Raw genomic sequence first — 14071 nt, 5'->3', positions numbered from 1 at the left:
ATTAGAGGCTGGTCATTCAACGAAGCGGTCGTGCTTGATGCGCCTCGTTCAAGAGGCTCAGAAACTCGTTCTCCGTCAAAGTGGCGATGCCAAGGGCCTTCGCGTTTTCCGCTTTGGCTCCCGGCCGGCTTCCTACGATGACGTAATCGATATTCTTCGACACGCTGTCCGTCACCCGGGCTCCAAGTTCGACAAGGACTTCCTTTGCCGCATCGCGCGACAACGAGGCCAGGGTCCCAGTGAAGACAAACGTCCTGCCCACCAGGGGCAGGCCCGTCTTCCCGCGCAAGCCCTTTGGCCAACGCACGCCGGCTGCTTCCAGCTCCTTGATGACGTCCCGATTTCGCTGTTGGTGAAAGAACGTGTAAATCTCGGTGGCGACATCCGGCCCGATGCCTTCGACCTGTTGTAGCGTCTCCGGCCGTGCCTCGATAACTTGGCTAAGGTCTCCATAAAACACTGCCAATGCGCGCGCCTTGATCTCGCCAACCTGCGGGATTCCCAGTGCATAGAGCAGACGCGGTAGCGTGGTCTGCCTGCTGTTATCGATCTGATTAAGCAGATTCCGGGCCGAGCGCTCCGCCATGTGTTCGAGGCGGACGATATCCTCTTGTTTCAGCCGATACAGGTCCGCGACGGTGTGCACCCTGTCGCAGGCGACGAGCTGCTGGATCAGCTTTTCCCCCAAACCCTTGATGTCCATTGCCCTGCGCGACGCGAAATGAGCGAGTGCACCAGCGCGCTGTGCCGGACAGAACAGTCCGCCCATACAGCGATGTGCCGCCTGGCCTTCTTCGCGCAACACGTCCGAGCCACAAGCCGGGCATTTCACCGGCATCCGCCAAGGTTGCGTTGCCGGCGGCCGCTTTTCCCTGACGACCGCCACCACCTGAGGGATGACATCGCCGGCGCGGCGCACGATCACAGAGTCGCCGACCCGAATGTCCTTATGCGTGACCTCATCCTGGTTGTGCAGGCTTGCATGCGTCACGGTAACACCACCAAGCTGTACGGGGCTGAGCACGGCCACCGGCGTCAGCACACCGGTACGACCCACCGAGACTTCAATCGCCTCGATGACCGTGATCTCCTCCTTCGCCTGAAACTTGTGCGCAATTGCCCACCGCGGCGCACGCGCTGTTGCCCCCAGCCTCGCGCGCGCTGCCAGATCGTCGACCTTGTACACGACCCCGTCGATCTCAAACGGCAAGTCCGCGCGAATGGCAGCGAGCTCATCGAAATAGGCAAGGCAACCGTCACACCCCTGAACACGCTTCAACAACGACGTTACGCCGAATCCCCATTCGCGAAGTCTTTCGGCGACCTTGGAATAGCTCGATGGTATGCCACCACCTTCGACCGATCCCAAACCCCAGGGGTAAAAACTGAGCGGGCGCGACGCGGTGATGCGTGGATCCAGCTGGCGCAGGCTACCTGCCGCGGCGTTACGCGGATTGGCGAACTGCGCCTTTCCCAGCCTCGCCTGCTCCGCGTTTAATGTTTCGAAATCGCTTTTTCCTATGACGATCTCGCCGCGGACCTCCAAAAACCTGGGCCAACCTCTGCCGCGCAACCTGAGCGGCACACTGCGGATCGTGCGCACGTTGGCCGTGACCGTCTCACCGCTGCGACCGTCACCCCGCGTTCCGGCGCCAGTGAGAACGCCAGCCTCGTACACGAGATCGACAGATACGCCGTCGAACTTGGGTTCCGCCGTGTAGTACACATCCTTGCTCGCCCCGAGCCCCCCCTTTACCCGGCGGTCCCATTCACGGACCTCGTTCTCATCGACGGCATTGTCCAGGGACAACATCGGTTCACCGTGGGAAAATTCAGCGAATCGATCCGAGGGTGCTGCACCGACGCGCAGGGTCGGCGAGTCAGGTGTTATCAGTTCGGGATGGGCGGCCTCCAGCTGCAGTAATTCGCGCAACAGTTTGTCGTACTTGGCATCGGAAATGATCGGCGCATCGAGGACGTAGTATCGGTAATTGTGGTCCTCGATCTCGGCCCGGAGCCGCTTCAATCGCTCTTCGATTTCTTTCATAATGTGCAGTTTATCAAGGCCGCTCTCGATTAGGCGGCACCCAGGGCCAGCCGGTGATGAGCTGTTTGATTTGAGATACTAAACAACCACCCGCTCAAGCGGGTGGGTTCCAATAACGGACTGAAAGTCCGGATACGCGTCGACTAAACGACGCGTCTTAGTCGGGCTCCATCTTGAAATTATCGTTTGGATTAGGTTCAAAGTGATGCTCCAAATATTGCTTTATCATCTCATCAGTCATTTGCCCCACTGTGGCGCAAAAATAACCGCGGGCTCAAAAATGTCGACCCCAATATCGCTTTTTCAAGTGCGGGAACTCTTCGAACAGATAGCTCGAAGTTCGTCCCTTGATTCGCCTCATGATTTCGCTTGGGGCCATAGTCGGCGGCGCACTCACCAAAATGTGCACATGATCTTTGCTCACGACACCTTTGATAATCCGTATCTCAAAGGCTTCGCATGTCTGCCGCACCAAGTCTCTCACTTGTTCGGCTATTTCATCCTTCAGCACTTTATAACGATACTTCGTAACCCAAACAAAATGATACTCAATTTGGTAAACCGTATGGCTGCCGTATCTATAGTCCATCGCCACCTCCTTGGGCAAATTATCGCAGCTAAAGCTGACCGGCTAAAGCCGGTGGTTTAAACCTTATGATGGATAATTAAAAATATGACCGATTCGAAAGAAAATCAGGCCTCACCCGCAGACAGGCTGGTCCATGCCTACGACCGGATGCTTCAGCGTGCGGAGCACACTCTTGATGCGACTGAGGCGCGTTCCGAGCATTCCCTGACAAGCGCCCTGCAGGCAGCGCGCGAAAAGGCGGTCGCGTTAGGGGAGCTGACCCAAGAAGAAGCTACCAAGATACACGAGTTCATCACCCGTGACCTCCACGATGTGGGACGCCATCTGGCTGAAGAGGAACGTGAACTGGCGGACTGGCTGCGCCTCAGCCTGCTGCTGATAGAGAAAACTCTCCTCCACCGTTTCCGCACGCTGGCGGAAGCGGCGAAACTCGAACTCCGTCACCTGGATAAAGCCAGGCAACGCGTAACAGAATGGCATACCGGAGAAATCACCACCATCGGCACGCTACGCTGTCGCGCCTGTGGCGAACGGGTGCATTTTGAACGCACCGGGCGTATACCGCCCTGCCCGAAATGTCACGCCACCGTGTATGAACGAGTCAAGGGCAAGTAAGCCAAGGGTGCCTCAGCAAAAGACTACAACGGATCCGGGTAGTGAGGCAGTGAGACTTTCAGACCTGCTCAACACGGTTCACGAGTGGGTTCAAGAGACAGGCGGAAAACGATTGGTCTGCACCCGCTGCGGCTACCGCCGTTTGCCGGGCGACAAGGTTGGCCAGACCTGCAATGGTCTCGATCGGGAAAAGCTCCTGCATCAGAACTGGAGTGAATCCGAGAAGGAAACCATCAGACGTTGGTTTGGTGCCAAATCCGTTTGACTCCCTGTTTGGCAGGCCCCGAATATTTCCCTTCTACTCAATGACACGCGGCACCAGGTACAAGCCATCTTCGACAAGGGGCGCGACGGATTGCAGCAGCTCTCTTTGGTTGGTTTCCGTCACCACATCGGGGCGCAATCGCTGCGCCATATCCAAAGGGTGCGCCATGGGCACCACCCCTTTCGTGTCTATGGTATCCATCTGTTGAACCAGATCGAGAATGCTGGAAAGCTCTTTGGCGTAGGCATCCAGCTCAGTCTCGTCGACGGCCAACCGCGCAAGATGCGCCACCTTGAGTACATCATCGGTTGTCAAAACCATACGCCATGACCTCCCACTCGATCACCTTGAATTGACCAACACCGCGTTTCGGCCGGCTCGATCAGGTCCCTCCTTGTAGAACGACATCGACATCCAGTTCGCGTCCGGCACGCCAGATACGCAGGGTAACTTGATCCCCGATACGATGATCATCGAGCCGCCCCAGCAGCGCGGTGACAGAGTCCACCGGCTGACCTGCCACGGCGATGATGATATCGCCGGGAATGACATCACCGTCACGATCGATCTTGGTCCCACGCAAACCAGCCACATCGGCTGCCGAACCCGGTTCGACCTTGAGCAAGAGGACGCCTTCAATACCGAGTTGCTTCGTGAGTGCCCGATTGATACCCGCATCAACGCTCACACCGAGACTGGGGCGTATGTATTTACCGCGCGCAATCAGCTGCGGCACCACCCGGTTCACGGTATCCACTGGGACCGCGAATCCTATCCCCGCGTAGGCGCCGGACGGGCTGTAGATCGCGGTGTTGATGCCTATCAAACGGCCGGCACTGTCCAACAGCGGTCCCCCGGAGTTACCCGGGTTGATCGCCGCATCGGTCTGGATCAGGTGCTCTATGGTGGCGCCGTTGTCTTCGGCCAGCGACCGGTCCAGCGCCGAAACCAGACCGCTGGTCAGCGTGTAATCGAGACCGAACGGGTTGCCGATGGCAAACACTTTCTGCCCCACCTTTAGGTCGCCACTCGTTCCCACGGGTACCGGCGGCGGCCGGTCGAAGGCCACGTTGATGCGCAACACGGCCAAGTCGTGGGCAGGGCTGGTGCCAACGAGCACAGCACTATAGCGGCGCCCGTCGTTGAGCCGCACGGTCGCCTCGGAAGCCCCCTCTATCACATGGTTGTTCGTCACCACATGACCCAGGTCGTCCCAAATGAACCCCGAACCCGTTCCCCTCGGCACGCTGAAGACATTCCGCGTCCAGAGATCGCGTACCCGCTGGCGGGTGCTGATGAACACCACCGAGGGGCTGGACTGCTCGAAGATCTTAATAGTCGACCGCTCGTCGGCCGCCAGTTCGCCGCGCGCCGTGACGGCTCGTGGTTCTGACGTCATGCCGATCAGATAGCGTTCAATCCAGGGCAGGAACTGCCAGAGAACCAGGATCAGTACGATGGTCCAGGTCAGCCAACGCAGACGTCGCAGGACCGGGTCAGGTTGATAGTGCGTTTGCATAGATAAGATAACGCTTCGTTATAAACATAATGTCATCTCGCCCAGTTATCGAGACAGTCAGATTTTATCGGCACCGTGACATGGTGACCGATTCTATTTGGGGGCGTTTCCCACATCACAGCCCGCAGCTATCCGGGTCACGTCATCACCACTCAATGTCTCCTTGTCCTCGAGTTCGGCTGTCAGCTTATCCAACGCCAGTCGGCAACGGGTGAGGATCTCCCGGGCACGGTTCCTGCCCTCTTCCACCAGTGCCTTGACCTCCGCATCAATGGCCTGCGCGGTGGCCTCACTGAAATTGCGCTCCTCGACCGTCTGCGCACTGTTCAGGTACTGCAACTGCTGCTGGCGGCCGTAGACCACCGGCCCGAGGCTGTCGCTCATGCCCAGACGCGCGACCATGGTACGGGCGATCTCCGTTGCCCGCTCCAGGTCGTTGGAGGCCCCCGAGGAGATACTGCCGAGCACCTGCTCCTCGGCGACCCGGCCACCCAGCAGGATGGCGATCTGGTCCTTCATCTCTTCGGTAGTGGAGAGATACTTCTCTTCCACGGGCAGTTGCAGGGTGAAGCCCAGGGCACCGATGGCGCGCGGAATGATGGTGACACGATGCACCGGCGCGCCGGTCGGTACATTGACGGCAATCAGCGCGTGCCCCGACTCGTGGACGGCAACACGGTGCTTTTCCTCCGGGCTCAAGGCCCGCTGCCTGGCCTCCGGGCCGGCGATCACCCGGTCGATCGCCGCCTCGAAGTCACTCATCGTCACCTGCTCGCGGTCGCTGCGCAGGGCGTGGATGGCGGCCTCGTTACAGATGTTCTCCAGATCGGCGCCGACGAAGCCGGGCGTGCGTTTCGCCACCACCGCCAGGTCCACATCCGGCGCCAGTTTCATCTTGTTCGCATAGAGCTGCAGGATGCCCTGCCTGGCCACGAAATCCGGTTTGTCCACCAGGACCCGGCGATCGAAACGCCCCGCGCGCAACAGCGCCTGATCGAGGATCTCCGGCCGGTTGGTCGCCGCCATCACCACCACGCCGGTGGAGGAGTCGAAACCGTCCATCTCGGTGAGCAGCTGATTGAGGGTCTGCTCGCGCTCGTCATGACCACCCATGACAGGCCCGCCACTGCGGGAACGGCCGATGGCGTCGATCTCGTCGATAAAGATGATGCAGGGTGCCTTCTGGCGCGCCTGGTCGAACATCTCGCGCACCCGCGCCGCGCCCACACCGACGAACATCTCGATGAATTCCGAACCGCTGATATTGAAAAACGGCACCTGAGCCTCGCCGGCCACCGCGCGGGCGAACAGGGTCTTGCCGGTCCCGGGCGGCCCCACAAGCAGGACACCCTTGGGACTGCGTGCGCCCAAAGCCTTGATCCGCGCCGGGTCCTTGAGAAATTCGACGGTCTCGCGCAGCTCCTGTTTCACGTCTTCATAGCCCGCGACATCGTCGAACGTGACCTTGGGCCGTTGGTCGGGATGAACTCGCACCCGGTTACCGATGTTGAGAATACCCTTGCCCATAGTGCCCATGCGCCGGGCCATCCACCCCCAGAGCAGAAACAACACGCCGAACGGCAGCACCCAGTTGAACAGGAAGTTGCTCAGCCAGTTGTTTTCGTAACGCACGGTGTAACGGACGCCCTGACTGGCGAGCTTGTCGGCCAGCTCCTGGTTCCACAGCGGGATCGTGATGAACTGCTGTGGTCGCCCCGTTTGCGGATCGTTCGTCTTCAACAATCCCATGATGGCCTTGTCGGTAACCACGGCCTCGGCCACCTCTTGTTTCTCCACGTGTTCGAGGAAGGCGCTGTACGGGATCTCGAGCCGCTTGGTATCCTGCAGCTGCTGCCAGAAGTGAAACGACGCGAAGATAAAAACCAGGTAGAGAATCAGGTTGAACTGCGGGTTCTGCCAGACGGGTTGTTTGCTGGTCTTGTTGACCTCGATGTCCGGCCCGTCCTTGTTGCTGTAGTCGCTCTTGTTCATCGCTCACTCCCGTGTCGTTTCGATGGAATGGATTACCTTCGATCCAAAGCATGGAGCGCGCGCGACAACGGCGCCATTCATGACGACGACAACCTCACCCTCCGGCAGCGGTTGCCAGGGCTCATCCGTCAGCGGCACGCTGGCAAGCAGTACCGCTTCCTGGCGCACCGAGGTCAATGTCACACCCGAGGTAGCCAAATCGGCCGGTGGCTCCTCGCCACTACGCTCGAGCAAGTGCAGACCCGGTGGCCCTTCGTGCCCATCGGCCTGAATGCGCCGGTGCGCATGGGCAAACAAGGCATCGCCGTCGGCATAGAGGAAGTTGGCGGGGCCAAACTCGCGCAACTCTCCAGCGAATGCCGCCACAACCTCCAGACGCTCGGGCAATGGTGGCAGGCATCCACCGGCTGCCGTCCAGAGATCATCCAGACGATCGAGCAGGCTGCAGAAGACCAGTTCCGAATCGGTGTCGCCGACCGGCCGAAAACGGCCCGGCAGAAAATCGCGTCGCCGCTCGATACCGCCCAGCTCACCGTTGTGCGCAAACACATGCGTATAACCACCCAGTTCGCGGACGAAGGGCTGTGTATTACGCAGCGCCGGCTCACCCCTCGTCGCCCGGCGAATATGCGAGACCACCAGCTGGCTGGGAGGCGCATGCCGCTCTATGTAGCGCACCAGATCGCTCTGGGCCGCCGCCCGGGGTTCGCGCAGCAGGAACACATCCGCCCCTTCATAGAAGGCCACGCCCCAGCCGTCGCGGTGCGGCCCCTCGATCCCTCCCCGGCGGGCGAGCCGCTCCAGGGTGAATCCCACGGTCGTCGGGATGCGGCTGGACAGGGCGAAAAGCTCACACATGGATCGACACCTGTGCTTTGCCCGTTGGGGATGACAAGACCATTCAACCTGCCCCCTCTATCCAGGGATATTCCCGTTGACCCAACGGATGATGTCTGCGGCACCCATCGCCCCGGGCTGACGTGCGATCTCTCGCCCACCATGGAACATCGCCAGGGTCGGGATACTGCGGATCCCGTACTGTGCCCCCAGCATCTGTTCCGCCTCGGTGTTGACCTTGGCCAGGCGGACCCTGGGTTCGAGCTGGGCGGCGGCCTGCTCAAAGGCCGGCGCCATCATCTTGCACGGGCCGCACCAGGGCGCCCAGAAATCCACGACCACGGGGATGTCATTGCGGCTGACATGCTTCTGAAAGTTCGTGCCGCCGAGCTCGATCGGGTGCGAATCGAACAGCTGCCTGTGACATTTTCCGCATTTGGGTTGTTCATTTAACCGTGCGGCGGGAATGCGGTTAACCGCATCACAGTACGGGCAAACGATGTGTAGGCTTTCACTCATAGCTAAATCTCCCTAATACCAAAGCCCATTCATGTGCCAGTGGGGCACCCGGCGCACTCGGGCCCCCAACAAGGCATCGATGTCTGGCACTGTTTTTCTGCGCGTCCATGCCTGGTCGGCGCCTTTTAACTCCGGTTTCAGCGTCATCAGGCGCGTGATGCGCGCTTCGGTCTCCGGATGGGTACGCAATAACGAGGGTTCGGGGACCCTGCGTCCCGGCAGGAAGATGCGTTCCAGCCAGCCGCCCTGTAGCTTTTCGATCTTGGCCAGGGCCCGCGCCAGGCCTTCCGGATTCCCGGTCAGCCTGGCCGCATTGAGGTCGGCGTCGTATTCACGGGTACGCGACAAGGCCAGTTGCGCCAGGGCGCTCAGGTTCGGCGCGAAGATCAGCAGCAGGATCGCCCACCAGCTGATCGTGACCTGCGAGAACAGGATCAGCGGCAGGTTCAGCAGCAATAGGAACTGCCCGAGCAGCGATAAAAAGCTGGTCGCCCGACTGAACAGATCCGCGAGCCCCATCACCCACAGGTCGTTGCTGCGGATGTGGCTGACCTCATGGGCCAACACCCCGATCAGTTCGTCCAACTCCAACTGCCGCAAAAGGCCGTCGGTGACCGCAATCGCCGATTGTTCCCGGGTCCCAACAGCAAAGGCATTGAGCATCCGACTCGGTACGTAGAAGAGCTCGGGGCGCGATGCAAGACCGGCCCGCGCAGTCAACTCAGACATGGCGCGCCACAGCACCGGCGCCTCAGCGTGATCCAGTGGCCTCGCCCCGTACATTCGCATGATCAGCCAGGGCGAAAATGCCGGGTTGGCCAGGACGGCGACCACGCCTACCGATATGAGCACGAACAGGCGGTCCCGCCCCCACAACAGCCATCCCAGCAGGGCAAGAAACCCCGCCATCACGGCCAGCAGAAGCAGCGACTGCAGTCGATTGCGCCAGGCGTGTTGCAGCCAGGCATCGGTATCGATGGGGTATGCCGCGGTCATTTCCCACCTATCCTTCCAAACGGCGCAGACGCGCGCGCAGCCGCTCCAGCTCTTCCAGCAGATCGATCGCCAATGCCGCCCCGGCCACGTTCACGCCCAGATCCTGCTCCAGGCGTTGTGCGCAGCGCACCCGCCGCACGCTGATGCCTTGAAATCGCCAACGCGCGGGATCGCGTCCGACCGGCTCGATGACGCCTTGCTCTACCAGTTCGAAGACGCGTTCCGCAGGCAGCTGGCAGGCGCGACACAGGTCGGCCAGACTCAACTCGATCTCCTCCTCGAAGATCTCGCCCGACAGTAGTTTTAACAGATCCCCTTTCGCCATGACTCAAACCCCCAGGTGTGCGCGCGGATTGAACTCGGTGGCCTTCTCGAATGCCCGGTAGGCCTGCTTCGCCGCATCGTTGTCCGCCTTCGGCAACGCGATCTGTAGCACCACATAGAGGTCGCCGGGTTCCTTGGCGGGAATGCCGCGTCCTTTCAGGCGCAGCTTACGGCCGCCCGTGGAGTTGGCGGGAACCTTCAGGTCGACCGGCCCGGTCGGCGTCGGCGCCTTCACCGTTGCGCCGAGCGCTGCCTCCCAGGGCGCCACAGGAAGGGTCACGTAAACATCCTTGCCCTCGACCTGATAGAAAGCATGCGGTCGAAATTCAACTTCCAGATAGAGGTCACCGGCCTCGCCCTTGCCGATGCCGGCGCCGCCCTGCTTGGCCAAACGGATGTGCTGCCCCTGGCGCACCCCTTTGGGAATGCGGACGTTGAGCGAGCGCTCCTTCAGCTGCGGACGCCCGTCCGGCCCCAGTTCCGTGTGCTTCAAGGTCAGCGTGCGGGTGGCACCCTGATAGGCGTCCTCCAGGTCGATCAGGACCTTCGCATAGGTATCTTCGCCGCGGGCATGGAACTCGCGACGGGCCTGGCGGGTATAGCCGCCACCCAGTCCTCCGCGGCCGAACAGGCTTTCGAAAAAATCGCTGAACTGCTCCGCATCCGCACCGGTGAAACCACCGCCGTGGAACTCGAAACCCTGATCCCAGTCCGGTGGTGGCCGGAAATCCTGCCCGGCCTTCCAGTTGGCGCCGAGCTGATCGTAAGCAGCACGCTTTTCCGGATCCTTGAGTACCTCGTAGGCCTCACCAACCTCCTTGAATCGGGCCTCGGCATCCGCTTCCTTGCTGACGTCCGGATGATACTTACGCGCCAGCTTGCGATAAGCACGCTTGATCTCGTCCTGGCTGGCGTCGCGCTTGACGCCCATGATCTTGTAGTAGTCCTTGAATTCCATCGCTAACCACTATTCACTTGTTATTTATACCCATACTGTTTCACCAAGCTGCCAAGAACAAAACCTGGCCGCTCTCAATCGGCCTACCGGGCTCAATCGACCAGCTCCGCGGTGACCGCACTCGTAAACGTCAACTCGCCGCCCTCGACGTCGACCTCGACAGTCTCCCCGGGCTGAAACCTTCCCGCCAGGATCTCCTGGGCCAGTGGATTCTCCAGCTGCTGCTGGATCGCCCGCTTCAGCGGCCGCGCGCCGTAGACCGGATCGAACCCGGCCTCGCCCAGTTTGTCCAGTGCTGCCTCGCTGATCTCCAGTCCCAGCTCCCGATCCTGCAGGCGCCTGCGCAGATGCTCGATCTGGATCGTAGCGATCGCGCGGATCTGCTCTTTGACCAGTGGATGGAATACCACGATCTCGTCCAGCCGGTTGATGAACTCGGGACGGAAGGCGGTCGTCACGACCTCCATCACCGCCGCTTTCATCTCCTGGTAACGCTCCTCGCCAGCCTTTTGCTGGATGATGTCCGAGCCCAGGTTGGAGGTCATAACAATCACGGTATTGCGGAAATCCACGGTACGGCCCTGCCCGTCGGTGAGCCGGCCGTCATCGAGGACCTGCAACAGCACATTGAAGACGTCCGGATGGGCCTTCTCCACCTCGTCGAGCAGGATTACCGCATACGGCCGGCGACGCACGGCTTCGGTGAGGTAACCGCCCTCCTCGTAGCCCACATAACCGGGCGGCGCACCGATCAACCGGGCCACGGAATGCTTCTCCATGAACTCCGACATGTCGATGCGCACCATGGCCTCTTCCGTGTCGAACAGGAACTCGGCCAGGGCCTTGCACAGTTCGGTCTTGCCCACACCGGTGGGGCCGAGGAAGAGGAAAGACCCATTGGGCCGGTTCGGGTCGGCCAGGCCGGCACGCGAACGGCGGATGGCATCCGCGACCGCCTTGATCGCCTCGTCCTGACCGATCACACGGCGGTGGATATTGTCTTCCATCTGGAGTAGTTTTTCACGCTCGCCTTCGAGCATCTTGGACACCGGGATGCCGGTCCAGCGGGAGATGACCTCGGCGATCTCTTCATCGGTCACCTTGTTGTGCAGCAGCTTCATCTCCTGCATCTCGGCCTGGGCCGCCATATCCAACTGCCGCTCCAACTCCGGGATACGTCCGTACTGCAGCTCCGACATGCGCGCCAGATCGCCTGCGCGGCGCGCTTCCTCAAATTCGAGGCGGGTACGATCGAGCTCTTCCTTGACATGCGTGGTGCCCTGCAGGGCCGCCTTTTCCGCCTTCCAGACCTCTTCCAGGTCGGCGAACTCCCGCTCCAGTACGGTGATCTGTTGTTCCAGGTCGCTCAAACGCTTGCGCGAGGCCTCATCGCTCTCTTTCTTCAACGCCTCGCGTTCTATCTTCAGCTGGATCAGGCGCCGATCGAGTTTATCCATTTCCTCCGGCATGGAATCGATTTCCATGCGCAGGCGCGAGGCCGCCTCGTCGATCAGATCGATGGCCTTGTCGGGTAACTGGCGATCGGTGATGTAGCGGTGCGACAGCGTTGCCGCCGCGACAATGGCCGGGTCGGTTATTTCCACGCCATGATGCAATTCGTACTTCTCCTTCAGCCCGCGCAGAATCGCGATGGTGTCCTCGACACTGGGCTCGTCCACCAGCACCTTCTGGAAACGGCGCTCCAGCGCGGCATCCTTCTCGATGTTCTGGCGATATTCATCCAGCGTGGTGGCGCCGACGCAGTGCAGCTCGCCCCGGGCCAACGCGGGCTTGAGCATGTTTCCCGCGTCCATCGCGCCTTCGGCCTTGCCGGCGCCGACCATGGTGTGGATCTCGTCGATGAACAGGATGATGTTGCCTTGCTGCTTCGCGATGTCGTTCAGCACGGCCTTGAGCCGCTCCTCGAACTCGCCCCGGTACTTGGCGCCGGCAATCAGCGCCGCCATGTCAAGCGACAGCAGCCGTTTGTGCTTCAGGCCTTCCGGTACTTCACCGTTGACGATGCGCTGGGCCAGTCCTTCGACGATGGCCGTCTTGCCGACACCCGCCTCACCAATCAGCACCGGGTTGTTCTTGGTACGCCGTTGCAGCACCTGCACGACCCGACGGATCTCGTCGTCACGACCAATCACCGGATCGAGCTTGCCCTGCTCGGCGCGCTCGGTCAGATCGATGGTGTATTTTTCCAGGGCCTGGCGCTGCTCTTCCGCATTGGGGTCATCGATATTCTGACCACCGCGCACCTGATCGATGGCCCGCTCCAGGGTTTCCCTGCTGGCACCGGCCTGGCGCAGCAACTCGCCGACCTTACCTTTGTCTTCCACCGCCGCCAGCACGAACAGCTCACTGGAGATGTACTGATCCTTGCGCTGTTGCGCCAGCTTGTCGGTGACGTTGAGGAGCCGGCCCAGGTCGTTGGAAATATGCACATCGCCCGCCACTCCTTCCACCTGCGGCAGGTGATCCAATGCCTTTCCCAAGCTCGATCGCAGTTGGTTGACATTCACGCCCGCCTGCGCGAGCAGGGGTCGAATCGTGCCGCCTTCCTGGTTCAGCAGGGCCAGCAGCAGATGTGCCGGTTCGATAAATTGATGATCACGACCCACGGCCAGGCTCTGCGCATCGGCCAGGGCCATCTGAAACTTACTTGTCAGTTTGTCCATTCTCATGTCTGTTCTCCGCTTTTTCAGTTATCACCCCGCGCGCCATGGATCGTCATGGGATGCTCCGGTAAAAATCCCGCGCATCTTCAAACAGTGCCAGGCGCGACTGCTGGTGGAGATAGAGCATGTGGCCACCGTGGTAAACCTTCAACCGGATATTGGCCTGTAGGGCGGGATCCAGGTCCAGCTGTTCGATCGCGATCACCGATGCGAAATAAGGCGTCGCGAGGTCGAACACGCCGTGGGTAACCATCACTTGCAAGTCGGGGTTGACACTCATGGCGCGCTTCAGGTCTGCCACCGCTTCCACGAACCCTTGCCGCCCCTGTATGCCGGACCGCCAGTTCCACGACTCGAACACCTCTTCGTTCAACAGCAGATAAGGCAGGTCTGTGCGGAACGCCAGGTCGTCTCGAACATAGCTGTTGAATGCCGCAGTCACCGGGACATTGAGGCGCTCGAGATACGGGTCTCCGCCGCTCAACATCGGCTGCCTCGGATCGGGGTCGACCAGGGAGATGGACCCATCATAAAGGCTCACCAGCCGAGACTGCTCCTGCAACAGGGCCTTGGCGTAACGAGAGGGCGATACCGCCCGCGCGACCGAGGCGAATGCCTTGCCGGTCTGACGCAGGCTCTCGACACCGCCGTCCAGCGCGTGCGCCGCCGAGGCGAACACCATCAGCAGGATCAACGATAGACGAGCAACGGGATGAGTCTTCATTG

At 60.7% G+C, this 14071-nt stretch carries 12 protein-coding genes and 1 pseudogene; 1 reads left to right on the top strand and 12 read right to left on the bottom strand.

What is annotated here, in order from left to right:
- Positions 1 to 16: 16 nt before the first annotated feature.
- Both ligA and tnpA read right to left on the bottom strand, forming a co-directional pair.
- On the bottom strand, positions 17 to 2047 hold the full coding sequence (ligA, locus tag EP25_RS0100485) for an NAD-dependent DNA ligase LigA (protein ID WP_031432112.1): 2031 nt from the start codon (positions 2045 to 2047) through the stop codon (positions 17 to 19).
- A gap of 157 nt (positions 2048 to 2204) precedes the next feature.
- Positions 2205 to 2636: pseudogene (gene tnpA / locus EP25_RS0100475) on the bottom strand (IS200/IS605 family transposase).
- A gap of 84 nt (positions 2637 to 2720) precedes the next feature.
- Here tnpA and EP25_RS0100470 point away from each other — a divergent pair.
- A complete protein-coding gene (locus EP25_RS0100470; protein ID WP_031432110.1) occupies positions 2721 to 3251 on the top strand; it encodes a zinc ribbon-containing protein in 531 nt (176 codons plus the stop codon).
- 298 nt (positions 3252 to 3549) lie between these two features.
- On the opposite strand, the gene gatC is transcribed toward EP25_RS0100470, so the two are convergent.
- From gatC to EP25_RS0100420, 10 genes are all read right to left on the bottom strand, one after another.
- Complete coding sequence (gene gatC, locus EP25_RS0100465; protein WP_031432109.1) at positions 3550 to 3837, bottom strand: Asp-tRNA(Asn)/Glu-tRNA(Gln) amidotransferase subunit GatC; 288 nt, start codon at positions 3835 to 3837, stop codon at positions 3550 to 3552.
- A gap of 61 nt (positions 3838 to 3898) precedes the next feature.
- The gene (locus EP25_RS0100460) at positions 3899 to 5035 is read right to left on the bottom strand and encodes a S1C family serine protease (RefSeq protein WP_031432108.1); all 1137 of its coding nucleotides are present in this window, start codon (positions 5033 to 5035) and stop codon (positions 3899 to 3901) included.
- A 93-nt stretch (positions 5036 to 5128) separates the two neighbouring features.
- Positions 5129 to 7027, bottom strand: a complete 1899-nt coding sequence (gene ftsH, locus EP25_RS0100455; protein WP_036300054.1) for an ATP-dependent zinc metalloprotease FtsH — start codon at positions 7025 to 7027, stop codon at positions 5129 to 5131.
- 3 nt (positions 7028 to 7030) lie between these two features.
- Positions 7031 to 7885: a class II glutamine amidotransferase gene (locus EP25_RS0100450; RefSeq protein ID WP_036300053.1), complete on the bottom strand. Its 855-nt coding sequence runs from the start codon at positions 7883 to 7885 to the stop codon at positions 7031 to 7033.
- Between the two features lie 57 nt (positions 7886 to 7942).
- Positions 7943 to 8383 (bottom strand): thioredoxin TrxC, encoded by a 441-nt coding sequence (trxC, locus tag EP25_RS0100445; RefSeq protein ID WP_031432105.1) that lies wholly within the window; start codon positions 8381 to 8383, stop codon positions 7943 to 7945.
- Positions 8384 to 8395: 12 nt separating this feature from the next.
- On the bottom strand, positions 8396 to 9379 hold the full coding sequence (locus EP25_RS0100440; protein WP_152555559.1) for a zinc metalloprotease HtpX: 984 nt from the start codon (positions 9377 to 9379) through the stop codon (positions 8396 to 8398).
- A 7-nt stretch (positions 9380 to 9386) separates the two neighbouring features.
- Entirely contained in the window at positions 9387 to 9704 is a 318-nt protein-coding gene (locus tag EP25_RS0100435) for a chaperone modulator CbpM (RefSeq protein ID WP_031432103.1), read from the bottom strand.
- Positions 9705 to 9707: 3 nt separating this feature from the next.
- A complete protein-coding gene (locus EP25_RS0100430; protein WP_031432102.1) occupies positions 9708 to 10661 on the bottom strand; it encodes a DnaJ C-terminal domain-containing protein in 954 nt (317 codons plus the stop codon).
- 92 nt (positions 10662 to 10753) lie between these two features.
- The gene (clpB, locus tag EP25_RS0100425; protein WP_031432101.1) at positions 10754 to 13351 is read right to left on the bottom strand and encodes an ATP-dependent chaperone ClpB; all 2598 of its coding nucleotides are present in this window, start codon (positions 13349 to 13351) and stop codon (positions 10754 to 10756) included.
- Between the two features lie 46 nt (positions 13352 to 13397).
- Positions 13398 to 14069, bottom strand: coding sequence for a hypothetical protein (locus tag EP25_RS0100420; protein ID WP_152555558.1), 672 nt, complete (start codon positions 14067 to 14069; stop codon positions 13398 to 13400).
- Positions 14070 to 14071: the final 2 nt, after the last annotated feature.

This window comes from Methylomarinum vadi (genome assembly GCF_000733935.1).
Lineage (GTDB): Bacteria > Pseudomonadota > Gammaproteobacteria > Methylococcales > Methylomonadaceae > Methylomarinum > Methylomarinum vadi.
Note: the sequence above shows the minus strand (reverse complement) of the source record. Positions and strands in the feature narration are given on the sequence as shown.

What these genes read in the sequence shown, in the direction of transcription:
- ligA (WP_031432112.1), bottom strand. Translation starts at nt 2,047, where the DNA reads ATGAAAGAAATCGAAGAGCGATTGAAGCGGCTCCGGGCCGAGATCGAG.
- EP25_RS0100470 (WP_031432110.1), top strand. Translation starts at nt 2,721, where the DNA reads ATGACCGATTCGAAAGAAAATCAGGCCTCACCCGCAGACAGGCTGGTC.
- gatC (WP_031432109.1), bottom strand. Translation starts at nt 3,837, where the DNA reads ATGGTTTTGACAACCGATGATGTACTCAAGGTGGCGCATCTTGCGCGG.
- EP25_RS0100460 (WP_031432108.1), bottom strand. Translation starts at nt 5,035, where the DNA reads ATGCAAACGCACTATCAACCTGACCCGGTCCTGCGACGTCTGCGTTGG.
- ftsH (WP_036300054.1), bottom strand. Translation starts at nt 7,027, where the DNA reads ATGAACAAGAGCGACTACAGCAACAAGGACGGGCCGGACATCGAGGTC.
- EP25_RS0100450 (WP_036300053.1), bottom strand. Translation starts at nt 7,885, where the DNA reads ATGTGTGAGCTTTTCGCCCTGTCCAGCCGCATCCCGACGACCGTGGGA.
- trxC (WP_031432105.1), bottom strand. Translation starts at nt 8,383, where the DNA reads ATGAGTGAAAGCCTACACATCGTTTGCCCGTACTGTGATGCGGTTAAC.
- EP25_RS0100440 (WP_152555559.1), bottom strand. Translation starts at nt 9,379, where the DNA reads ATGACCGCGGCATACCCCATCGATACCGATGCCTGGCTGCAACACGCC.
- EP25_RS0100435 (WP_031432103.1), bottom strand. Translation starts at nt 9,704, where the DNA reads ATGGCGAAAGGGGATCTGTTAAAACTACTGTCGGGCGAGATCTTCGAG.
- EP25_RS0100430 (WP_031432102.1), bottom strand. Translation starts at nt 10,661, where the DNA reads ATGGAATTCAAGGACTACTACAAGATCATGGGCGTCAAGCGCGACGCC.
- clpB (WP_031432101.1), bottom strand. Translation starts at nt 13,351, where the DNA reads ATGAGAATGGACAAACTGACAAGTAAGTTTCAGATGGCCCTGGCCGAT.
- EP25_RS0100420 (WP_152555558.1), bottom strand. Translation starts at nt 14,069, where the DNA reads ATGAAGACTCATCCCGTTGCTCGTCTATCGTTGATCCTGCTGATGGTG.